Source organism: Streptomyces sp. NPDC001407, from assembly GCF_042895325.1.
Classification (GTDB): domain Bacteria; phylum Actinomycetota; class Actinomycetes; order Streptomycetales; family Streptomycetaceae; genus Streptomyces.
This window is the reverse complement of record NZ_JBIAWF010000005.1, coordinates 241834-260118: the sequence shown is the minus strand read 5'-3', so window position 1 is coordinate 260118 and position 18285 is coordinate 241834. Positions and strand designations below refer to the sequence as shown.

The 18285-nt window shown below is 72.4% G+C and carries 12 protein-coding genes; 7 read left to right on the top strand and 5 right to left on the bottom strand.

Annotated elements, in window-relative coordinates:
- Positions 1–111: 111 nt before the first annotated feature.
- Positions 112–552, top strand: a complete 441-nt coding sequence (locus tag ACFY1P_RS10360) for a DUF6278 family protein (RefSeq protein ID WP_361525959.1) — start codon at positions 112–114, stop codon at positions 550–552.
- A gap of 21 nt (positions 553–573) precedes the next feature.
- Here ACFY1P_RS10360 and ACFY1P_RS10355 read toward each other — a convergent pair whose 3' ends face one another.
- Positions 574–1320, bottom strand: coding sequence for a GntR family transcriptional regulator (locus ACFY1P_RS10355; RefSeq protein WP_361525962.1), 747 nt, complete (start codon positions 1318–1320; stop codon positions 574–576).
- Between the two features lie 207 nt (positions 1321–1527).
- Here ACFY1P_RS10355 and ACFY1P_RS10350 point away from each other — a divergent pair, with 207 nt between their 5' ends.
- From ACFY1P_RS10350 to ACFY1P_RS10330, 5 genes are read left to right on the top strand one after another with little or no spacing between them, the layout of a single operon-like run.
- Positions 1528–2271 carry an amino acid ABC transporter ATP-binding protein gene (locus tag ACFY1P_RS10350; RefSeq protein WP_390750388.1) on the top strand — a complete coding sequence of 248 codons (744 nt, stop codon included), beginning with the start codon at positions 1528–1530 and terminating at the stop codon, positions 2269–2271.
- A 19-nt stretch (positions 2272–2290) separates the two neighbouring features.
- Complete coding sequence (locus ACFY1P_RS10345) at positions 2291–3211, top strand: glutamate ABC transporter substrate-binding protein (protein WP_361526001.1); 921 nt, start codon at positions 2291–2293, stop codon at positions 3209–3211.
- The gene (locus ACFY1P_RS10340) at positions 3208–3852 is read left to right on the top strand and encodes an amino acid ABC transporter permease (RefSeq protein WP_361525967.1); all 645 of its coding nucleotides are present in this window, start codon (positions 3208–3210) and stop codon (positions 3850–3852) included. The genes ACFY1P_RS10345 and ACFY1P_RS10340 overlap by 4 nt, the downstream gene beginning before the upstream one ends.
- Positions 3849–4715, top strand: a complete 867-nt coding sequence (locus tag ACFY1P_RS10335) for an amino acid ABC transporter permease (protein ID WP_361525970.1) — start codon at positions 3849–3851, stop codon at positions 4713–4715. The genes ACFY1P_RS10340 and ACFY1P_RS10335 overlap by 4 nt, the downstream gene beginning before the upstream one ends.
- Before the next feature lie 48 nt (positions 4716–4763).
- Positions 4764–5780 (top strand): aldo/keto reductase family protein, encoded by a 1017-nt coding sequence (locus ACFY1P_RS10330; protein WP_390750387.1) that lies wholly within the window; start codon positions 4764–4766, stop codon positions 5778–5780.
- An 86-nt stretch (positions 5781–5866) separates the two neighbouring features.
- Here the strand turns inward: ACFY1P_RS10330 and ACFY1P_RS10325 are convergent, their stop codons facing one another.
- The 3 genes from ACFY1P_RS10325 to ACFY1P_RS10315 form a co-directional block, all read right to left on the bottom strand.
- Complete coding sequence (locus ACFY1P_RS10325) at positions 5867–7066, bottom strand: cytochrome P450 (RefSeq protein ID WP_361525975.1); 1200 nt, start codon at positions 7064–7066, stop codon at positions 5867–5869.
- On the bottom strand, positions 7063–7293 hold the full coding sequence (locus ACFY1P_RS10320; protein ID WP_361525978.1) for an MbtH family protein: 231 nt from the start codon (positions 7291–7293) through the stop codon (positions 7063–7065). Before ACFY1P_RS10320 ends, ACFY1P_RS10325 begins: the two co-directional genes overlap by 4 nt.
- A 62-nt stretch (positions 7294–7355) precedes the next feature.
- Positions 7356–14858, bottom strand: coding sequence for an amino acid adenylation domain-containing protein (locus ACFY1P_RS10315; protein WP_390750386.1), 7503 nt, complete (start codon positions 14856–14858; stop codon positions 7356–7358).
- Between the two features lie 453 nt (positions 14859–15311).
- Between ACFY1P_RS10315 and ACFY1P_RS10310 the strand changes: the two genes are divergently transcribed.
- Positions 15312–16481 (top strand): tryptophan dimethylallyltransferase family protein, encoded by a 1170-nt coding sequence (locus ACFY1P_RS10310; RefSeq protein ID WP_390750385.1) that lies wholly within the window; start codon positions 15312–15314, stop codon positions 16479–16481.
- Positions 16482–16539: 58 nt separating this feature from the next.
- Here the strand turns inward: ACFY1P_RS10310 and ACFY1P_RS10305 are convergent, their stop codons facing one another.
- On the bottom strand, positions 16540–18120 hold the full coding sequence (locus tag ACFY1P_RS10305; protein ID WP_361525987.1) for a CocE/NonD family hydrolase: 1581 nt from the start codon (positions 18118–18120) through the stop codon (positions 16540–16542).
- Positions 18121–18285: the final 165 nt, after the last annotated feature.

The window sequence follows — 18285 nt, the reverse complement described above, 5'->3', positions numbered from 1 at the left end:
GGCGGGATGAAGCTAAGGAGACGCCTGGGGGACGTCAAGGAGGCCAACCGGCCACGTCGGGCGCCGCGCGCCTGTGGTGAGGCCATCCGTGCGAGTGCGATCCTGTCCGGTATGAACATTCCCTTCTTGGACAGTTGGCGCAAGCGGCACGCCCCGGCCCGCGGGGTGGCGCTGGCGGACGCGGTCGACCGGGACCCGGAGGGCCTGGCCGAGCTGTTGTCGGAATGCGAACTCCTGCGCGCGCACGCGGAGTCGGCGGGGGTCACCCTCGACGATTCGCCGATGTCCCTGGAGGCACTGGACCAGCTCCAGCCGCGCTGGCGCGAGGATCCCGAGCTGCTGCCGTGGCTGGGCAACGACGCGGGGCTGTATCTGGGCACGGTCGTCGTGCGCGCGGTGGAGGGGGCCGGCTGGTGGATCCGCTCCGACGGCCAGCCGGTCGTGCGGCTCGCCAACGGCCGGGAGATCGACGTGGTCGAGGCGGGCCAGAGCTGGGCGGCCGACGGCGCGCCGGAGCTGTCCCAGCTCTACGGCGAGCTCGCGGAGAATTGACCGGGCCGGGGGCCGGCCGCCTCAGCTGATGAAGGGGATGTCGTACTCCAGCCGCCAGCGGTCGGCGCGGACGACGATGTCGGAGGTCTCCACCGCCCGGCCGTCCCCGTCGAAGTGGGTGCGCTCGATGACGGTGACGCACTGCCCGGCCGCGCAGCCGAGCGCCTCCGCCTCCGGTGTCGTCGCCGGGCGCGAGCCGACCAGCTCCTGCGCGCGGACGACCCGGATGCCGATGGCCGCCAGCCTGCCGCGCACGCCGCGCCGGGCGTAGGGCCCGCGCTCGGGCAGCACCACGTCGGTGCCCTCGGTGATGGCGAGCGGCTCCCAGCTGGTGGCGAGCTGCACGGGGTGCCGGTTGGCGAGGTATTCGTACTGCGTGCACAGCACCCGGTCGCCCGGCCCGATCCGCAGCCGCTCGGCGACCCGGTCCGAGGCGGGGGTCTCGGTGGAGGACGCCTCCCAGGTCAGGGCCGTGTCCCGGGCCGTCATCCGGGCGGCGAAGGGGGAGTCGACGGCACCGGTCGAGCGCAGCAGGCTGCCCAGCGGCACCCGGTCGGTGACGAAGACGCCGCGCCCGAACTGGCCCTCCGCGTATCCCGCGGCCTTCAGGACGCGCACCGCGCGGTCCACGGTCTGGTCGCTGGCCGCGTACGCGCGCTTGAGCTCCGACCGCGAGGGGATGCGGTCCCCCACGGCGAGCCCTCCCTCGTCGATGCGGCGGCGCAGATCATCCGCGATGCGCTGGTAGACGGGCCTGCTGTCGCCCACCCCCGGCTCCTTCCCCCGAGCTCCCCCGGTCCGACGCTACACAGGCTAGGTACCCAGGCCGGTCTGTGTACCTAGGGCAAATGGCGGGCGTAGCGCGTCGAATCCGCATATATGAGCGTGTCAGCGGTGAAGTCCGGTACGGGGCCGGTAGGTTGCGCCGATAGCGTGTGTCGACCGCGGGACAGCTGAGAGTGGGTAGGGCTGGGTATGGCCGTCGATCCTCTGATCGAGCTGCGGAATGTCAATAAGCACTACGGGAAACTGCATGTCCTCAAGGACATCGACCTGACGGTCGGCCGGGGCGAGGTGGTCGTCGTCATCGGCCCCTCCGGCTCCGGGAAGTCCACCCTCTGCCGGACCATCAACCGCCTGGAGCCCGTGGAGTCCGGCACCATCACCCTCGACGGCCACCCGCTGCCCGACGAGGGCCGGGAGCTGGCCCGGCTGCGCGCCGAGGTGGGCATGGTCTTCCAGTCCTTCAACCTCTTCGCCCACAAGACCGTGCTCGCCAATGTCTCCCTGGCCCAGATCAAGGTCCGCAAACGCGGCAAGGAGGAGGCCGAGAAGCGCTCGCGCGAGCTGCTGGAGCGCGTCGGACTGCTCGCCCACGCCGAGAAGTACCCCGCCCAGCTCTCCGGCGGCCAGCAGCAGCGCGTGGCCATCGCCCGCGCCCTCGCGATGGACCCCAAGGCGCTCCTCTTCGACGAGCCCACCTCGGCGCTCGACCCGGAGATGATCAATGAGGTGCTGGAGGTCATGCAGCAGCTGGCCCGGGACGGCATGACCATGGTCGTCGTCACCCACGAGATGGGCTTCGCCCGCTCCGCCGCCAACCGCGTCGTCTTCATGGCGGACGGCCGCATCGTCGAGGACCGCACCCCGGAGGACTTCTTCACCGCCCCCGAGAGCGACCGGGCCAAGGACTTCCTCTCCAAGATCCTCAAGCACTGAGGGGCCGGTGAACACCCTGATGACGAGCCGTACGCGCCGCACGACCGCGGCCCTGGCCCTCGCCGCCCTCGCCCTGCTCCCCGCCGCCTGCGGCAAGGAGGGCAGCCCGCCCGTCAAGGGCCCCCGCGCCGACCAGCTGCCCGTCTACCACGTGGCCACCGGCTTCGAGCTGACGGACTCGGCCACCTGGCGGGCCGCGAAGAGCCGCGGTCACCTCGTCGTCGGCGCCAAGGAGGACCAGCCCTATCTCGGCGAGAAGGACCCCGCGACCGGCGTCTACTCCGGCTACGACATCGAGATCGCCAAGATGATGTCCGCCTCGCTCGGCTTCCCGCCCAGGACGATCCGCTTCCGCACCATCGCCTCCGCCAACCGCGAAACGGCCCTCCAGAACGGCCAGATCGACTACTACGTCGGCACCTACACCATCAACGACCTGCGCAAACGCCAGGTCGGCTTCGCGGGCCCCTACTACATCGCCGGACAGTCGCTGCTGGTGCGCAAGGACGAGAAGGGCATCGACGGGCCGCAGGACCTCGCGGGGAAGAAGGTCTGCTCCGCGGCCGGCTCCACCCCGCTCCAGCGCATCGAGCGCGACTACCCCAAGGCGATCGCCGTCGCCTACGACACGTACTCGATCTGCGTGGACAACCTCCTCAGCCTCCAGGTGGACGCCGTCACCACCGACGACACCATCCTCATGGGCTTCGCCGCCAAGGCGCCCGACGAGCTGCGGATCGCCGGGAAGCCCTTCTCCAAGGAGCCCTACGGCATCGGCGTGCCCCGCGGCGACACCGCCCTGCGCCTCGCACTCGACGACGCCATCGAGGCGCACGAGAAGAACGGCGACTGGAAGAAGGCGTACGACGCGACCCTCGGCCTCTCCGGGGTGCCCGCCCCGCCGCCCCCGGCCGTCGACCGCTACGGGAGCACGTCATGAACGTCCTGACCGACAACTGGTCCCTCTACGGCAAGGGGCTGCTCGGCACCGTCGAACTCACCGTCTACGCCTCCCTGCTCGCGCTCGTCCTCGGCTTCGTGATGGCCTCCTTCCGCGTCGCCCCCGTCGGCTCGCTGCGCGTCTTCGGCACGGTGTGGGTGGCGGTGCTGCGCAACACCCCGCTCACCCTGCTGTTCTTCGCGGTGCTGCTCGGCCTGCCCAGGTTCGGCGTGGTGCTGCCCTTCCAGCTCTTCGCGGTCCTCGCCCTCGGCTGCTACACCTCGGCCTTCATCTGCGAGGCCGTACGCTCCGGCATCAACACCGTGCCCACCGGCCAGGGCGAGGCCGCGCGCAGCCTCGGGATGACCTTCACCCAGACCCTCGGGGCGATCGTGCTGCCGCAGGCGTTCCGCTCCGTCATCCCGCCGGTCGGCTCCACCCTCATCGCCCTCGCCAAGAACTCCGCGATCGCCGGGTCGTTCAGCGTCACCGAACTGCTCGGCACCTACAAAACCCTCAACGAGCTGGGCTACAGCATCATCTGGTCCTTCGTCTGGATCGCCGTCGGCTATCTGATCGTGACCCTGACCATCAGCGGGGTCTTCAACGTGCTGGAGAAGCGCTGGGGAGTCGCCCGATGACCACGACCGCGCTCTACGACATCCCGGGCCCCCAGGCCCGGCGGCGGCACCTGGTCTACGGCCTCGCCGCGACCGCCGTGATCGTCGGTCTCGTCGCCTGGTTCGTCTATCTCCTCCTCGACACCCACCAGTTCACTGTCCAGAAGTGGGATCCCTTCACCTACAAGGGCATCCAGGAGCTGCTGCTGCGCGGGCTCGGCAACACCCTCAAGGCCTTCGCCTACGCCGCCGTGCTCTCCCTGGCGCTGGGTGGGCTGCTCGCCACGGCCCGGCTCTCCGAGCACCGGCCCGTGCGCTGGATCGCCACCCTGGTCGTGGAGTTCTTCCGCGCCATGCCGGTGCTCGTCATGATCTTCTTCGTCTTCGTCGCCCTCAAGGTGCAGCCCCTGCCCGCCCTCGTCACCGGCCTGACCCTCTACAACGGCTCGGTGCTCGCGGAGGTCTTCCGCACCGGCGTGCACTCCGTCGAGCGCGGCCAGCGGGAGGCGGCGTACTCCCTGGGCATGCACAAGACCCAGGTGATGACCTATGTGCTGGTGCCGCAGGCCCTGCGGGCGATGCTGCCGACGATCATCAGCCAGCTCGTCGTCGCCCTGAAGGACACCTCGCTGGGCTTCCTGATCACCTACGAGGAGTTCCTGCACGCGGGCAAGCTGATCGCCAGCAATCTCGACTACGGGCTCCCGTTCATCCCCGTCGTCATGATCATCTCGCCGATCTACATCGGGATGTGCATGCTCCTCTCCTGGCTCGCCCACGTGGCCGCCAGAAGGCAGCGGGGCAGCCTCAAGACCGAGGCCGTCGAGGTCGCGGAGCCCGAGCCCGGAACGCTGCTGCCGGGCGCCGGAGCGCACGGTCCGTGAATTCCGCGTTCTGGCGGACGGGCCCAACTCCGTTGCTAATGTGGCCCCATGGATTTCCGTCACCTGGGACGCAGTGGACTGATAGTCAGCCGGGTCGCTTACGGCAACTGGCTCACCCGGAGTTCTTCGAGAGGTGAGGAGACGGAAGTCGCCTGTGTGCGGGCCGCGCTCGACGCCGGAATCACCACCTTCGACACCGCGGACGTCTATGCGGACACGCGCGCCGAGGAATCCCTCGGGCAGGCGCTGAAAGGCGAGCGGCGGGAAGGGCTGGAGATCCTCACCAAGGTCTTCGCGCCCACCGGCCCCGGCCGCAACGACCTCGGCCTCTCCCGCAAGCACATCTTCGAGTCCATCGACAACTCCCTGCGCCGGCTCGGCACGGACCACGTCGACGTCTATCAGGCCCACCGCTTCGACCCCTCCACCCCGCTGGAGGAGACCATGGAGGCGTTCGCCGACGTGGTGCACGCCGGCAAGGCGCACTACATCGGGGTCTCCGAGTGGACCGCCGACCAGATCCGGCGCGGGCACGCGCTGGCCCGGGAGCTGAGGGTCTCGCTGGTCTCCAACCAGCCGCAGTATTCCGCCCTGTGGCGGGTGCCGGAGGGGGAGGTGATGCCCGCCTGCGAGGAGCTCGGTGTCGGGCAGATCGTCTGGTCGCCCCTGGCTCAGGGCGTCCTGACCGGCAAATACCTGCCCGGCCAGCGGTGGCCGGAGCAGTCCCGGGCCCTGGACTCCAACGACGGCTCGCCGGTGCTGGCGGGCTGGCTCAAGGACGACGTGCTCTCCCGCGTGCAGCAGCTGCGGCCCGTCGCCACCGACCTCGGACTGACGGTCGCCCAGCTCTCCCTGGCCTGGGTCCTCCAGCACCCGAACGTCGCTTCCGCCGTGCTGGGCGCCTCCCGCCCCGAGCAGATCACCGACAACGCCAAGGCGGCCGAGGTCCGGCTGGAGGCGGACGTCATGGCGGCGATCGACGCGGCCCTCGACCCGGTGGTGAGCCGCGACCCGGGCGCCACCCGGGACAGCAGCCCCACGGCCCCCGACTGGCGCCTCGCCTGAGGCACATGGCGAAAAAGGAGGGGCCTCCTCGCAGCCGCGAGGAGGCCCCCTTTTTTTCTCAGCGAGGGGGTTTTCTTACCGCCCCGTCACCAGACGACCGGCAGCTCCAGCAGGCTGCGCACCTGCATGCCGTCCTTCCATTCCAGCGATTCCGCGGGAACGGCACACCGCAGCCCCGGCAGCCGCGTCAGCAGCGAATCCAGCGCCACCTGCATTTCCAGCCGGGCCAGCGGCGCGCCCAGGCAGCGGTGGATTCCGTAACCGAATCCCAGATGCGGATTGTGCTCCCGCGTGAGGTCGAACCGGTCGGCGTTCTCGAAGACCGATTCATCGCGGTTCGCGGACGGGATCGCGGGCAGCACGGATTCGCCCGCGCGCACCAGCGTCCCGCTCAGCTCCACGTCCTCCGTCGCGTAACGCGCGAAGGTCACATGGGAGATGAGCGGGACGTAGCGCATCAGCTCCTCGACCGTGCCGGGCATGAGCTCGGGCCTGCTCCGCAGCAGCTCCAGCTGTTCCGGGTGGGTGAACAGCACGTGCAGGGAGTCGATCAGCTGTGAGGAGACCGTCTCGTGGCCGGCTATCAGCAGCACGCTGGCCAGCTCCACGAGCTCCTTCTCGGAGAGCTTCTCCTCCTCGTCGCTGGCCTTGACCATGGCGCTGATGAGGTCGTCCTGCGGCTTTGCGCGCCGGCTCACCATCAGCTCGGCGATGTAGCCGTGCAGCCGCTCGGTGTCCGCCTCGATCTCCTCCTCCGTCATCACCGTCGTGGCGGAGAAGGCGTCCAGCCAGCCGCGGAACTGCTCCCGGTCCTCGAAGGGCACGCCGAGCAGGTCGCAGACCACGGTGCCCGCGAAGGGCACCGCGAAGCCCTCCATCAGGTCACCCGGTGGCCCCGCCGCGACCAGCTCGTCGATCAGCCGGTTCGCCTCCTCCTCGACGCGCGGGCGCAGCAGCTCGACCCGGCGCATGGTGAAGACCTTGGCGAGGAGCCGGCGCAGCCGGGTGTGGTCGGGGGAGTCCATGCCCAGGATGCTGGTGTGGATGGGCAGCGGGGTCAGCCGCGACTCGTCGTGCTCGGCGGCCAGCGCCCGGCTGAAGCGGGGATCCGCGAGGATCGTCTTCATGTCCGCGTGCGAGGTGACCAGCCAGGCGTCTTCGCCGAAAGGGCAGCTGACCCGTACGACGGGCTCCTCGGCGCGCAGCTTCGCGTAGAGCGGGTCGACCTCCAGGGCGACCGCTTCGTTGAACGGGTAGCTCAGCGGGGCGCGTTCGTCGTTGTTCATGCGGACCGCACCTCCGAGAGCCGGGACTGGTGCTCGACGAGGCTCTTGGGGCGCATGTCGGTCCAGTTCTCCTCGATGTAGGCGAGGCACTCGTCGCGGGTGGCGGGGCCGCGGACGGCGGTCCACCCGGCGGGGACAGTGGTGAAGGACGGCCACAGGGAGTGCTGTCCTTCGTCGTTGACCAGCACGAGGAAGGTGCCCTCGGTGTCGTCCCAGGGGTTGCTCACGATGCGTACCTTTCCGTGGAGGGCGTGCCGGGGCCGGGGCCCCGGCACGGTGACGGCGCCGCTCAGCGCGTGGCGGGCGGCGGGAAGAAGCCCGACGAGACGAAGAAGTCGGCGTAACGGCGGATCAGTTCCCCGTCGAGCGGCGGGAACTCCGGGCCCGAACCGGCCAGTCCCGCGAGGGTGTTGGCGCGGTCCAGGTGGATCCGGCCCACGCGGGCGAGCGCGGGAAGGGTGTCGGTGAGCAGCACCGCCGCGTCCAGCAGGCCCTCGCCCGCGGCCGGTCCGCCCTCCGCCGCCGTGTCGGCCCGCTCCCGCAGGAGGCGCGTCCAGTCGTCGAGGGAGAGGCTGTCCAGGCGGTAGCCGTACTCCCGCAGGTGGCCGAGGACGGTCTCGAAGGGGACGGGCGACGGGCAGGTGAGGTGGTGCGTGCGGCCCTCGGTGCCCGGGGTGCGGGAGAGGTGGACGATGGCGGCCGCGGTCCAGTCGGCGGGGATCAGGTCGACCACCGGCTCCGTGCCGTCCGCCGCCGGGCGGGGCACGGCGCCGAGGACGAGCATGGCGCGTACGAGCTGCCAGAACACGTCCCGGCTCGAACCGGCCCCGCTGACGGTGTGTCCGCTGATGCGCCCGCACCGGTGGACGGTCACCGGCAGCCCGCGCTCGGCCGCCTGCCGGACGAGCTGCTCGGCCACCCACTTGCTCTCGGTGTAGCCGCCGGGCAGCACCGCTTCGGGCCGCACCCGGCGCGACTCCGGCACCGGGCCGGGGTGTTCGTCGGTGCCCACCGCCACGGCGGCCGTGGAGACGTGGTGCACAGGGGTGGCGAACCGGGCCGCCAGGCGCAGCACTTCCCGGGTGCCGGAGACGTTCGCCGCGCGCAGCCGCTCGTACGCGTCGACCGCGCTGACGCGCGCGCCGTTGTGGTAGACCGCGTCGACCAGGCCCGCCAGGGCCTCGAAGCGCTCGGGGGAGAGGCCGAGCAGCGGTTTCTCCAGGTCGCCGGGGACGGCCACGATCCGGCTGCGGGAGAACTCGTTCCACAGCCCGTACTCCGCCATGTTCCGCCGGATCCGGCGGTCCGCCTGCGCGGCGTCGTCGGCGCGCACCAGGCAGTGGATGTCCGCGCTCGTCCGGTCCAGGAGTTCACGCAGCAGGAACGCGCCGAGGAAGCCGGTCGCGCCGGTCAGCAGGATCGTCTCCCGCCCGTCGGCCCGCCCGCTCCGCGCCCTCGTGCCCACGGTGATCGCCGGGTCGAGCACGGCCTCGGCGGCGAGGTCCACCCGGGTCCGGGCGGGCGCGCCGCCGGCCGTGGCCGGCGCGTCGACGGCCTCCAGCAGCGCGGCCACCGACTGCCGTTCGAAGAGAGTGCGGACGGGCAGTTCCACGCCGAGGCGGCGGCGCACCCCGCTGATCACGCGGGTCACCAGCAGCGAGTGCCCGCCCAGGTCGAAGAAGCTGTCGTCGATGGTCACCCGGGGCACCCCCAGCACCTCGGCGAACAGCTCGCACAGGATCTGCTCGCGCGGGTTGCGGGGCTCCCGGCCCGTGGACAGCGCCCCGAAGTCGGGCTCGGGCAGCGCGGAACGGTCCACCTTGCCCGTGGCCGTCACCGGCAGGGAGTCCAGGACCACGACCGCGGACGGCACCATGTAGCCGGGCAGCAGCCCGGCCAGGCGGTCGCGCAGCGCGGCCCCGTCCAGGCTGCCCGCCGCGTCGGCCGAGGGCACCGCGTACGCCGCCAGATACGTGCCGCCGCGGGCGTCCTCGCGCGGGACGACGACCGCCTGGGCCACGCCCGGCTGGCCGCCCAGCGCGGCCTCGACCTCGCCGGGCTCGATCCGGAAGCCGCGGATCTTGATCTGCCCGTCGGTCCGGCCGATGAACTCCAGCTCGCCGTCGGCGTTCCACCGCACGGTGTCCCCGGTGCGGTACATCCGCTCGCCCGGCGCCCCGAACGGGTCGGCCACGAACCGCTCCGCCGTCAGCGCCGAGCGGTGCAGATAGCCGCGGGCCAGCCCGGCGCCCGACACGTGCAGCTCACCGGGCACCCCAGGCGGCACCAGGCACAGGTCACGGTCCAGCACATAGGCGCGGGCGCCCACGGTGGGCCGCCCGATCGGGGGCGTACCGCCGCCGGAGAGCGGGGCGCTGAGCGTCGCGCACACCGTCGTCTCGGTCGGGCCGTAGCCGTTGAGGAACTTCCGCCCCGCCGACCAGCGGCGCACCGTCTCCCCGGACGGCGCCTCGCCCGAGGTGATCAGCCAGCGCAGCGAGGGCAGGTCGTCCGGTTCCATCACCGACAGCGCGGCCGGGGGGAGCGTGGCGTGCGTGACCCGGTGCCGTTCGACCAGCGTGGCCAGCTCCGGGCCGGGCGCGGTGAGCTCCGCGGGCGCCATCACCAGGGTGGCACCGGTCAGCAGCCCGCCGCACAGCTCCCACACCGCGCCGTCGAAACTGTGCGAGGCGAACTGCAGGATCCGGCTCGCCGCCGTCACCCCGAACCGCCGCACCTGCGCCTCGACCACACCGGTGACCCCGGCGTGGGTGACCACGACGCCCTTGGGGCGGCCGGTGGAACCGGAGGTGTAGATGACATAGGCGGGCGACGCGCAGGTCAGCGGAGCGAGCCGCTCGCCGTCGGTGACATCGGCCTCCCAGCACAGGCCGACGGCCCGCCGGGTCTCCTCCCGGTCCAGGACGATCGTCCGCATCCCGGTGCCGCCCGGCAGTGGCAGGGACGTGCCGGAGTCGGTGAGCAGGATCGCGGGCCGGGCGTCCTCGGCCATACAGGCCAGCCGGGCCGCCGGATAGCCCGCGTCCAGCGGCAGATAGGCGGCCCCCGCCTTGAGCACCGCGAGCGTCGCGACGACGGAGTCGGCCGTACGCGGCAGGGCGATCGCCACGAACCGCTCCGGGCCGGCGCCGCACCCGATCAGATACCGGGCGAGCTGGTTCGCCCGCGCGTTCAGCTCACGGAACGTCAGCGTCCGGATGAAGCCGGTGCCGTCGTCGTGGATCAGCGCGTTCGCGTCGGGCGTCCGCCGCACCTGTGCCTCGAACAGCTCCGGCAGATGCCCGAGCGGCGTGGTGAGGGCGTCGTCGCCGCTCCGCGCCAGCAGCCGCTCACGCTCGTCGGGCAGCAGCACGTCGAGCGAGCCGAGCCGGCGGCCGGGGTCGGCGGTGACCGCGTCGAGGAGCCGCAGGAAGCGGTGGACGAGGCGCTCCACGGTGGACCGGTCGAAGAGATCGGTGCTGTACTCCGCGACCCCGTCGATCCCGAGCGGCCGCTGGTCCGCGCCGTGCCGCTCGCGCAGGCTCAGCGACAGGTCGAACCGGCACGCCCCGGTGCTCACCGCCCGTTCCGCGACGCTCAGGCCCGGCAGCTCCGCCGCGCCTTGGGGGGCGTTCTGCATCGCCAGCAGCACCTGGAACAGCGGGTGGTGGGCGAGGCCGCGCACCGGGGCGAGGGCGTCGACCAGCCGCTCGAAGGGCACGTCCTGATGGGCGTACGCCGCCAGGTCGGTCTCCCGGACGCGCGCCAGCAGGTCACGGAACGCGGGGTTGCCGGAGATGTCCGTGCGGAGCACCAGGGTGTTGACGAAGAAGCCGACGAGCCCGTCGAGCGCGTGGTCGGTGCGGCCCGCGACCGGGGTGCCGACCGCGATGTCCGGCCCCGCGCCCAGCTTCGTCAGCAGTGTCACCAGCGCGGCGTGCACGACCATGAAGGGGCTCGCCCCGCAGCCCGCGGCCAGTTCCGTGATCCGCCGGTGCAGATCGGCGTCGACCGTGAAGTGCAGGGTGTCGCCCCGGTGCGAGGCCACCTGCGGCCGCGGCCGGTCCACGGGCAGCTCGGCGCACTCGGGCAGCCCGGTCAACGTCTCGCTCCAATAAGCGATCTGACGCGAGATCAAGCTGTCGGTGTCGTCCTCGTCGCCCAGCAGCCGGTGCTGCCACAGGGTGTAGTCGGCGTACTGCACCGGCAGCGGGGCGGCGTCGGGCGCGGTGCCGGCGCGGCGGGCGGCGTAGGCGGTGGCGAGGTCGCGCCACAGCGGCGCCAGCGACCAGCCGTCGCACGCGATGTGGTGGACGACCAGCGCCAGGACGTGCCGGGTGGGGCCGGTGGTGAACAGCTGGGCCCGGACGGGGATCTCGGCCGCCAGGTCGAAGGGGTGGCGGACCGCGGCGGCCACCGCCGCGTCCAGCTCCTCGGGCGCGACCGTGCTGACGTCGAGCCGCGGGCGCGCGGCCGCCGTGTCCAGGACCAGCTGCCGGGGCACCCCGGCGGTCTCCGGGAAGACCGTCCGCAGACTCTCGTGCCGGGCCAGCACGTCACCCAGCGCGGCTTCGAGCGCCGTGCGGTCCAGCTCGCCGTCCAGATCGAGCACGAGGGGGACGTTGTAGGCGGCACCCGGGCCCTGGAGGTGGTCGAGGAACCACAGCCTGCGCTGGGCGAACGACAGCGGCACCTCCTCCGGGCGCGCCGCCGGCACGAGCGGCGGGCGGTCCCCGGCCGACGCCTGGCGCACGGCCTCGGCCAGCCCGGCGACCGTCGGCGTCTCGAAGACGGCGCGCACCGGCAGCTCCAGGCCGAGGACGGACCGCAGCCGGGTGCTCAGCCGGGTCGCGGACAGCGAGTGCCCGCCCAGCGTGAAGAAGCTGTCGTCGATCGTCACCCCGGAGACCCCCAGGATGTCGGCGAACAGCCCGCACAGCAGCTCTTCGAGCGGATTGCGGGGCGCCCGGCCGCCCTCGGCGGACCCGGTGCCGGGCTCCGGCAGGCGGCGCCGGTCGACCTTGCCGTTCGGGGTCAGCGGCAGGCTTTCGAGCACCACCGTCGCGGCGGGGACGAGATAGTCGGGCAACCGCTCGCGCAGATAGGCCCGGACCGACGAGACCAGCGCGCCGGTGTCCCGCGCGGACGCGGGGGCGTTGACCAGCGAGGACAGCGGCGCGCCCGCGCCACTCGGCACCCCGCTCACCGAGCCCGGACGGCGCGGCGTCAGGAGCACGTCCAGGGTGCCGTCGTCGGCCGCCGACCAGGTGGCGGAGGCCCGCAGGCCCAGCTCGTCCGCCAGCTCGTGGAGGCGTTCGAGGGTGTCGGTGTCGGTGTCGTCACGCGCGCTCAGGGCCCGGACCCGGCCCGTACCGCCCTCCAGCGCCCGCAGCGCGTCGGCCACCGGCGCGAGCCTGCTGTCCGACACGCCCGTCAGCAGGACGTCGCCGCACGGCGGGTCCGTGCGCAGGCGGGCGGCGAGGTCGTCGAGCGTGCAGACGTCCTGCCCCCACGGCAACTCCCGTACGGGCAGGGGCTCCTGCTCCTCGGGGGCCAGCTTGCGCAGGACGGCGTCGTAGCGGTAGCGCGTCAGCTCGTTGACCGCCCGCCCGCGCTTCACCCGCACCTCACTGCCGACCCGGTCCGGCAGGCCGGCCGCGAGCTCGGTGAAGAACGCCGGGTCGACCAGCAGTTCCTTCTCCCGCACCATGCCGTGCTCGACGGCCGCGTGGACGGCGCCGGGGTCGGCCGGCAACTCCGCCTGACGCAGTCGGACATCGGTGTGGAAGCAGCGCAGCAGCCGCAGATTGCGGACGTCGCCGACGAACACCGACCCGCCCGGCACCAGCAGTCCCACGGCCTTGGCCAGGACGTCCGCGAGGTAGTGGGCGTCGGGGAAATACTGCGTCACGGAGTTGATGATCACGGTGTCGAAGAAGCCGGACGGCAGGTCCGCGGTGTCGTCGGCGGCACCGGCCCGCAGCTCGACCCGGTCCGCCAGCTCGGCGTCCTGCCCGACCAGCCGGCGCAGCGCCTCGATCACCTGACCGGAGAGGTCCGTTCCCCAGTAGGAGTCGCAGTGCGGGGCCAGCCGGGACATCAGCAGGCCGGTGCCCACGCCGATCTCCAGCACCCGGCGCGGGCGCAGCTCACGGATCCGGGCCACGGTGGCGTCCCGCCACTCGCGCATCTGCGCCAGGGGGATCGGCTCGCCGTCGTAGCTGCTGTTCCAGCCGGAGAAGTCCTCGCCGAAGCGCGCCCGCGCGACGTCGCTGTACAGCGAGTCGTAGATCTCCTGCCACTCGCCGACCCGGTCAGCGCCGTCCGCGGGCCCCGCGTCCGCGCTCTCCTCCGCGGGGACGACGTAGCCGACGAGCCGCTTCTGTCCGGGCCTGTCCTCCCGGACGACGACGGCGGCCTGGGCGACCCCGGGGTGCCCGGCGAGGACGGCCTCGACCTCGCCCGGCTCGACCCGGAAGCCGCGTATCTTCACCTGGTCGTCGCTGCGGCCGACGAACTCCAGGAGCCCGTCCGGGCCGTGCCGCACCAGGTCACCGGTGCGGAACAGCCGGGCACCGGGCTCGCCCAGCGGGTCGGCCACGAAGCGCTCCGCGGTGAGCCCCGGGCGGTTCCAGTAGCCGCGGGCCAGCCCCGAGCCGCCGACGTAGAGCTCGCCGACCTCGCCGGGCGGTACCGGCGTCAGCTCGCGGTCGAGCACCTCCGTGCGCATCCCGGCCATCGGCGCGCCGATGGGCACGACCGTGCCCAGACCGCCGGGGTCGGCCACCCGGTGGCAGGTGGCGAAGGTGGTCGTCTCCGTCGGGCCGTAGCCGTTGACGACCGCGGTCTCCGGGCACGCCAGCAGCACCCGCCGGACGGCCGCGGGGGAGACCGCGTCCCCGCCGGTCCACACCTCCCGCACCCCCAGGAAGCACCGGGGGGCCTCCTCGGCCAGCACCGAGAACAGGCCCGCCGTCACCCACAGCCCGGTGATCCCCGCATCCGTGACGGCGGCGGCGATGCTCCGCGCGTCCAGGTCGCCGGGCGGCGCGACGACCACCGCGCCGCCGCACAGCAGCGGCACCCACAGCTCGTACGTGGAGGCGTCGAAGGCGTGCGGCGAGTGCAGCAGGACCCGGCCGTGCGCACCGCCGCGCCACGCCTGGTCCCGGGCGAGGCCGACCACGTTCTCGTGGGTCACGGCGACGCCCTTGGGCGTGCCTGTGGACCCGGAGGTGAACATCACGTACGCCAGCTGGTGCGGGAGCACGCACGGCGCCTCGCCGCCCGCGGGCCGCTCGGTGTCCGGAGTGTCCACCGCCACGGGCAGCACCCGGCGGCCCGCCGTGAGCTGCGCGTCCGGCTCCTGACCGGACGTCAAGACGATGTCCGTGGCCGTCTGTTCCAGAATCCACCGCAACCGGGGTACGGGCTGCCGGGGGTCCAGCGGGACGTAGCAGCCACCGGACTTGGCGACCGCGAGGAGGGAGATCACGAGCTCGGCCGAACGGTCCATCAGCACCGCCACGGTGCCGCCCGGCTCCATGCCCTGTGCCGTCAGCCGCCGTGCCAGCCGGTCCGCGAGGGCATCCAGCTGACGGTAGGTCAAGATGGTGTCCGCGCCGCTCACCAGCGCGGTCGCGTCGGGGGTGAGGGCCGCTTGCCGGGCGAACGCCTCCGGGAGCGTCGCGGGGAGCGCCTCGCCGGACGGTCCGGCGGTGTCGGTGGGGGGTAAGGAGCGCGGAGCACCGGCGGTGGGCCGGGGTCGGGCGGAGTGGTGCTGTGCGGACACGCGTCAACAACTCCTCTGCACAGGCTTCCCGGAGCACGGCGGCGCCGACAGTCTCCGGTGGGCCGCATGTGGACAGGGCACATCCATTCGCGAGCGGCATGCACCAGCGAACGATGTGTAGCGATCATGTCGCAGAACGTCGTGATGCGGACCACCGCCGTGCACGATCCGGCCGTTCTGGTGAAGTCATGCCCAAGCCTTGCGGTAACCGCCGGTAAGGCGCAGGTATGGGCGGGGGTGCCGGATGCTCCGCCGCCGTGGTCCGGCCGGATCCCCGGCCGGAGTCCGATGCGAGCTGGAGCGGATCGACCGTACGCGCGAAGGGCGGCAAATTGGCCGGAACATAGACCCGATAACGGGCTCCCGGGCAATTGTCGGGCAAAGCTCTGACAGGCCCCGCCCCACGGTGGGAAGATCGCGCTCGTTTTTGCCGTCACGACGCAGGGAGACACGATGGAGTCCGCAGGCCCCGGTCCCCAACCGCCCCTCCGGTCAGGTGGTTTCACCTCCGACACCGGAGTCATAGCCGAGATGGTCGGCCGCCCGCTGCGCTTCGACTCCGACCGCTACCCACCCGCCACCTGCTACGCGGAGGTCGCCTGCGACAAGGTCTGGCGCGCCCGCCGGAGCCTCGGGATCGACGCCGGGAGCCGGGAGTCGCTCCTCGCCTTCCTGCGGGAACTGACCACGCCCTGGGGCGAACTCCCCGTCGGCACCCCTCCCGAGGACGCCTGCTGGGTCTCCATCGACGGCATGCCGCTGGAGACGTCGATCGCCTGGGCCGGGCGCAAGGCCGGGGTCCGGCTCTCCCTGGAGTCCCCCAGGGGCCCGGCGAAGCGCCGGATGGAGGACGGCATGGAGCTCACCCGCCGCCTCGCCGGCCGCCCCGGCGTCGATATCGACCCCTACCTCAAGGTCGAGGAGCTCTTCCTCGCCGACGACCCGCAGGGCTACTTCACCATCGCCCACGCGGTGGCCTGGGCCCCCGGCGCCGACCCCGTCTACAAGATCTTCCTCAACCCGGCGGTCCACGGCCGGGAACAGGCGGCCGCCCGCACGGAAGAGGCCCTGATCCGCCTCGGCCTCGAACACCCCTGGCGCGCACTCACCGAGCACCTCGGCGGCTCCTACGGCCCGGAGCACGAACCCGTCGCCCTCGCCATGGACCTCGTGCCCGGCGAGGAACTGCGGACCCAGGTCTACCTCGCGCACTCCGGCGTCCCCGCCGCCGACATCGACGCGAAGGCCGCCGCCGACCCCGGTCACACGCCCGGCTCCTTCGCCCGCGCGCTCCGGGCGGTCAACGGCCCGGACGACGCCCCCGAATGGAAGCGGAAGCCACCGGTCACGACCTTCACGCTCCAGCGCGGCCGGGCGACGCCGGTGGCCACGATGTACATCCCGGTGATCCCCGTCCACGAGAACGACGCCGCGGCGCGGGACCGGGTGGCGGCGTTCCTGCGGTCCGAGGGCCTGGACGCGAGGGGTTACGAGTCCGTGCTGAGCGCACTGGCGGAAGGCCCGCTGGAGCACTCCCGCACGCAGAACTTCATCTCGTACCGGGGCGGTGAGACACCGAGGTTCTCGGTCTACCTCGCCCCGGGCCTCTACCGAGAGGCGTAGACCGCCCGACGGGCCGGGTCCCGTGCGGTACTCCCGCACGGGACTTCGGCAGGACCGCCTAGTCGCGCACCGGCACCGACAGGGTCGGTGCGGTGAAGGACAGCTGTGCCCCCGCCGGGTTGTGCGAGAGGTAGAGCGGGTCCACCGAGTCCACGACCAGCGCCAGCCGGTGCCCGGCGGGTACGTCGTACGCCGTGGCGTAGAGCGGGAGATCCACCCCGAAGCCCTGCCCCGGCACCTGGTCCCGGAACGTATACGGCGCGTGGCTGATCAACTTGCCCACGCCCAGCGGCCCCACGTCGTAGAGATAGGCGACGGCCGTCCCCGTCTCCTTGTCGCTCGTCACCGTCGTGTTCACCCGCACACTGCCCCGGATCCGCTGCCCGGAGCCGTACGGACCGGTCTGCCACACGGCCGCGTACGTCCGGGGCAGCAGCGGCACGGACACCATGGGCGGGATCTTCAGGAACTGGTCGAGCGCGTTGGAGAGGATGACCGTGCCGCCGTTGGCGCCCGAGTCGACACCGGTGCGGATCGTCCGCGCGCCGTCCATCGCCACCGTGCGCCGGTTCCGCTCGACGTCCGGCCAGTTCGCGTACGACTCGTAGCCGCCGCCGGTGCGGGAGGAGATCTGGACGGGCGCCTCGCGGTCGATGCCGTTGGCGTCGCCCTTCAGATAGCGGTCGAACCAGCGGTGGGCGTGGGTCCAGGTGTCGTTGGGCAGGCCGAGCAGCCCGGTGGCCTCGGCGGTGGCGTGGTCGCCGGGGCGGAACTCCAGGCGCTTGGGCCCGGTCAGCCGCTCGTAGAACTTGGCGTACTGGTCCGGGGTGAAGAGCGAGTCGCCCCAGGCGTTGCCCAGCATGACGGCGGTGCCCTGGGCGTTGATGCGGTCGACGTACGCGGCGGGGGAGCGCTGTGCACCCCAGGCCAGCATCTCCTTCTCCTTGGAGAGGTCGTTGCCGAGGAACTCCTTGAGGATCCGCTGGAGTTCGTCGCCCGGTCTGCCGGTGAGGCCGCCGAGGCCGCCGAGGAGCTCGGCGGCCTGCTTGTGCTGGGTGTGGCTGCCGTAGATCGATTCGATGAGGTCGGCCCAGCCGCTCAGCGCGGTGACCGCCTTGACGCGCTTGTCGAAGGCCGCGGTCATCAGGCTGATGCCCGCTCCGTAGGAGACCCCGCCCATGCCGATCTTCCCGGGGTCGGCGGGCGCGTGGGCGAGGGCCCAGTCGATGACCGAGGAGGCGTCGGCGATGTCCTGCGGCCCCGCGGTCTCGATCTTCCCGCCGGAGAGCCAGAAGCCGCGGGCGGTGTAACTGACCACGACATAGCCGGACTCGGCGAGCTGCTTGGCCTGGGCGAGGTATTCGAGCTGGGGCATGGCCCAGCTGGTGGGCAGCACGATCAGGGGGTAGCGGCGGCCGCCGCCGGTGTCCCCGGGGGTGAAGACGTTGCCCTTCAGGGTGATGCCGCCGGAGCCGGGGAGGTCGGTGAACCGCACGGACGCGGCGGCGTCGGCCACCGCGGCCGGGCGGTGCGGGACGGCCTGGGCCGCGGGGGCGGAGCCGAGGGCGGTGCCGGCCAGCAGCGCGGCGGAGGCGGCGCCGACGGCTGTGGCGCGCAGGGCCTTGCGAGGGTGTCGCACGGTCACACTCCTGGGGTCGGTGCCGCGCTTGCGGTGCGGGGGGTGCGGCACTCCGAAGCGAAGTGACCCGACGGTAACCTCGATCACTTACCAGGGGTAATAGTCACGTGAGTTACGCGTGGGTAACGATCCGCCCCGGGGTGCCGCCGGCCGCGCTCCGCCGAT